Origin of the sequence: Streptomyces sp. NPDC006208 (assembly GCF_040613775.1) — a bacterium.
In the GTDB taxonomy this organism is placed as follows: Bacteria; Actinomycetota; Actinomycetes; order Streptomycetales; family Streptomycetaceae; genus Streptomyces.
Map to the genome: position 1 here is coordinate 1 of NZ_JBEXSW010000117.1, position 3314 is coordinate 3314.

Sequence of the window (3314 nt, forward strand, 5' to 3'; positions counted from 1 at the left end):
TCGCGCGCGTAGGTCTTGCCGAGGCGCTCGGGGTCGGGGTCGTAGAGCGAGTCGACGTCCCAGCCACGGTTGGACGGGAATGCCGAGATGGCGTCCCGGCCGGAGGCCACCAGCCGCCACAGGTCCTCCGGCGAGCGCACCCCGCCCGGGAGGCGGCAGCTCATGCCGACGATGGCGATCGGCTCGTCGGCTGCGACGGCGGACTGCCGCGCCGTGGACGTGGCCGCCGCGACGTCGCCGAGCAGTTCGGTGCCAATGTGCCGGGCCAGGGCGGCGGGCGTGGGGTGGTCGAAGACGAGGGTGGCGGGCAGGCGCAGACCGGTGGCGGTGGACAGCCGGTTGCGCAGTTCCACGGCCGTCAGGGAGTCGAAGCCCAGATCCTGGAAGGCGTGCGCGGGCTGGACGGCCCGGGGCGAGGAGTGCCCGAGCACGGCGGCGACCTCGGACCGGATCAGGTCCAGGACGGCCTCGTCGCGCTCGTCCCGGGTCAGCCCGGTGAGCCGGGCGGCCAGTGATCCGGTGGTGGCGCGCTGGGCGGTGCCACGCGTGGTGACGCGTACGAGCCCGCGCAGCAGTGCTGGTACGGTTCCGGCCGCCTGGTTCCGCAGGGCAGGGGTGTCGAGGCGGACCGGTACCAGCACGGGCTCGTCCGAGGTGAGCGCCGCGTCAAACAGCCGCAGGCCGTCCTCGGTGGCGAGCGGCAGTACGCCCGAGCGTGCCATCCGCGACCTGCCCACCTCGTCGAGGGCGTCGGCCATGGCGCCTTCCTGCCCCCACAGGCCCCACGCCAGTGAGATCGTGGGCCGGCCCTGGGCGCGGCGGTGCCGGGCGAAGGCGTCGAGGAAGGCGTTGGCCGCGGCGTAGTTGCCTTGGCCGGAGTTGCCGAAGACGCCCGCGGCGGAGGAGAACAGCACGAACGTCGTGCCCTCACCGGCGAGCTCGTGCAGGTTGAGCACGGCGTCGACCTTGGGCTTCAGGACGGCGTCCATGCGCTCCGGGGTCAGGGCGGCGATCACGCCATCGTCGAGCACGCCGGCGGTGTGCACGACGGAATCGACCGGAGTCCCGGCGAGCAGCCGGGCGAGGGCGTCGCGGTCGGCGATGTCGCAGGCGGCCCACGTCGCCTCGGAGCCGAGCGCGGTGAGTTCGGCCTCCAAGGCCGCGGCGCCCGGGGCGTCCGCACCGCGCCGGCTGACCAACAGCAGCCGACGCACGCCGTGGTCGGTCACGAGGTGCCGGGCGAGGGTTCCGCCCAGCGCGCCCGAGGCGCCGGTGAGCAGCACGGTACCCAGGCCGGAGGCACTGCCCTCGGTAAGGCCGGAGGCAGCGTCCTCGGCGGGGCTTGAGGCGGCGTCCTCCGTCGCCGGGGAGGTGGCACGGGCCAGACGCGGTGCGCGGATCTCCCCTTCACGGACGACGACGTGGGGTTCGCCGGAGCGCACGATGCCGGGCACCAGCTCGGCCGGGCGGTCGGTTTCGATCAGCACGATCCGGCCGGGATTCTCCGCCTGGGCCGAGCGCACCAGTCCGCCCGCAGCGGCGTGGGCGAGGTCGTCGCAGCGCGCCACCAGCACGAGGCACGGCGTCCGGTCCTCGGCGAACCACCGCTGGAGCAGCTGGAGCACCTCGGCGGTGACCGCGCGGACCCGCTCGGCCTCGGGGGCCCCTTCCGGGCCGTTTGGGCATGGGACCACGACCACGTCCGGCTGCGACGGCCCGTCGACGCCGGCCAGTGCGGCAGTGTCCGGGACGTACGCGACCGTCGTCCCGTCCGCGTCGTCGGACGGCAGGGGCAGCGGCACCCACTCGATCGCGAACATCGCGTCGCCGGAGCGCTTGCGAAGCTGCTCGGCGGACACCGCGCGCAGCGTCAGCGACTCCACCGACGCCACGGGCTCGCCGGCGTCGTCGGCCACGAGCAGGGACACCGTGTCCGTACCGGCCGGCGACAGCCGCACCCGTACGGTGGACGCGCCCGTGGCGCGCACGGACACCCCGGACCAGGCGAACGGCAGGAGCGGCCTGTCCGCTTCGGCCACCAGGGAACCGTCCGCACCGCCCGCGCCGATCGCGTGCAGCGCCGCGTCCAGCAGCGCCGGGTGCAGGAGGAAGGAGCCGGTGTCCGTGCCGTCCGGGAGAGTGACCTCGGCGAAGACCTCGTCGCCCGCGCGCCAGGCGCTCCGCAGTCCGCGGAACGCCGGGCCGTAGTCCAGGCCGAGGCCGGCCAGCCGGTCGTAGAAGCCGTCGAGGTCGACCGGCTCGGTGCCCGCCGGCGGCCACGCCGTGAGCGCCTGACCGGCTGCCGGGGCGCTCGCCTCATCGGTGACGAAGCCAGTCGCGTGCCGCACCCACGGCAGGTCGGTGTCGTCCTCGGGGCGCGAGTGCACGGTCAGCGGCCTGCGACCGGACCCGTCAGCCGCGCCGACCCACACCTGCACCGCGACGCCGCCCCGCTCGGGCACCACCAGGGGCGCTTCGAGGGTGAGGTCCTCCAGCAGTTCGCAGCCGGCTTCGTCGGCGGCGCGCACGGCCAGTTCGACGAACGCGGTGCCCGGCAGCAGCACGCTGCCCATGACCGTGTGGTCGGCGAGCCAGGGGTGCGTGCGCAGGGACAGCCGGCCGGTCAGCAGCCGCTCGTCACCACCGGCGAGAGAGACGGCGGCGCCCAGCAGCGGGTGGTCGGCGCAGTCCAAGCCGGCGGCGCGGACGTCGCCGGGCGCAGCCGGTGAGGCGTCGAGCCAGTAGCGCTCGTACTGGAAGGCGTAGGTGGGCAGTTCCACACGCCGGGCGCCGGGGAAGAAGGCGTGCCAGTCCGGGGAGACGCCGTGCGCGTGCAGTTCGGAAACCGCGGCGACGATCGCGTACGGCTCGGGGCGGTCGGCGCGCAGGGCGGGCACGGTGACGACGTCGTCGTCGAGGCAGCCCTGAGTGAGCGCGCTGAGGACGCCGCCGGGGCCGATCTCGACGAAGGTGGTCACGCCCAGGTCGCCGAGGGTCTGCACACCGTCGGCGAAGCGCACGGCCTCGCGGACGTGGCGGACCCAGTAGTCGGCGGTGTACGCGTCGATGAGCCGGCCCGTGACGTTGGAGACGACGGAGAGCTGCGGCTTCTCGAAGGTCAGCCCGCGGACGACCTGCGCGAAGTCCTCCAGCATGGGGTCCATCAACGGCGAGTGGAAGGCATGGCTGACCTTCAACCGGGACGTCTTACGGCCCTGTTGCGTGAAGAGCTCGCCGATCGCGGTGACCGCGTCCTCCGCACCGGAAATCACCACGGACTGAGGCCCGTTGATCGCCGCGATACCGACCTGATC

The 3314-nt window shown here is 74.2% G+C and carries 1 protein-coding gene; it reads right to left on the reverse strand.

Features of this window, described 5'->3' with window-relative positions; translation table 11 throughout:
- A partial coding sequence (locus ABZ208_RS38875; protein ID WP_356914165.1) for an SDR family NAD(P)-dependent oxidoreductase occupies window positions 1-3275 on the reverse strand: 3275 nt, incomplete at its 3' end.
- Between the last annotated feature and the right edge of the window lie 39 nt (window positions 3276-3314).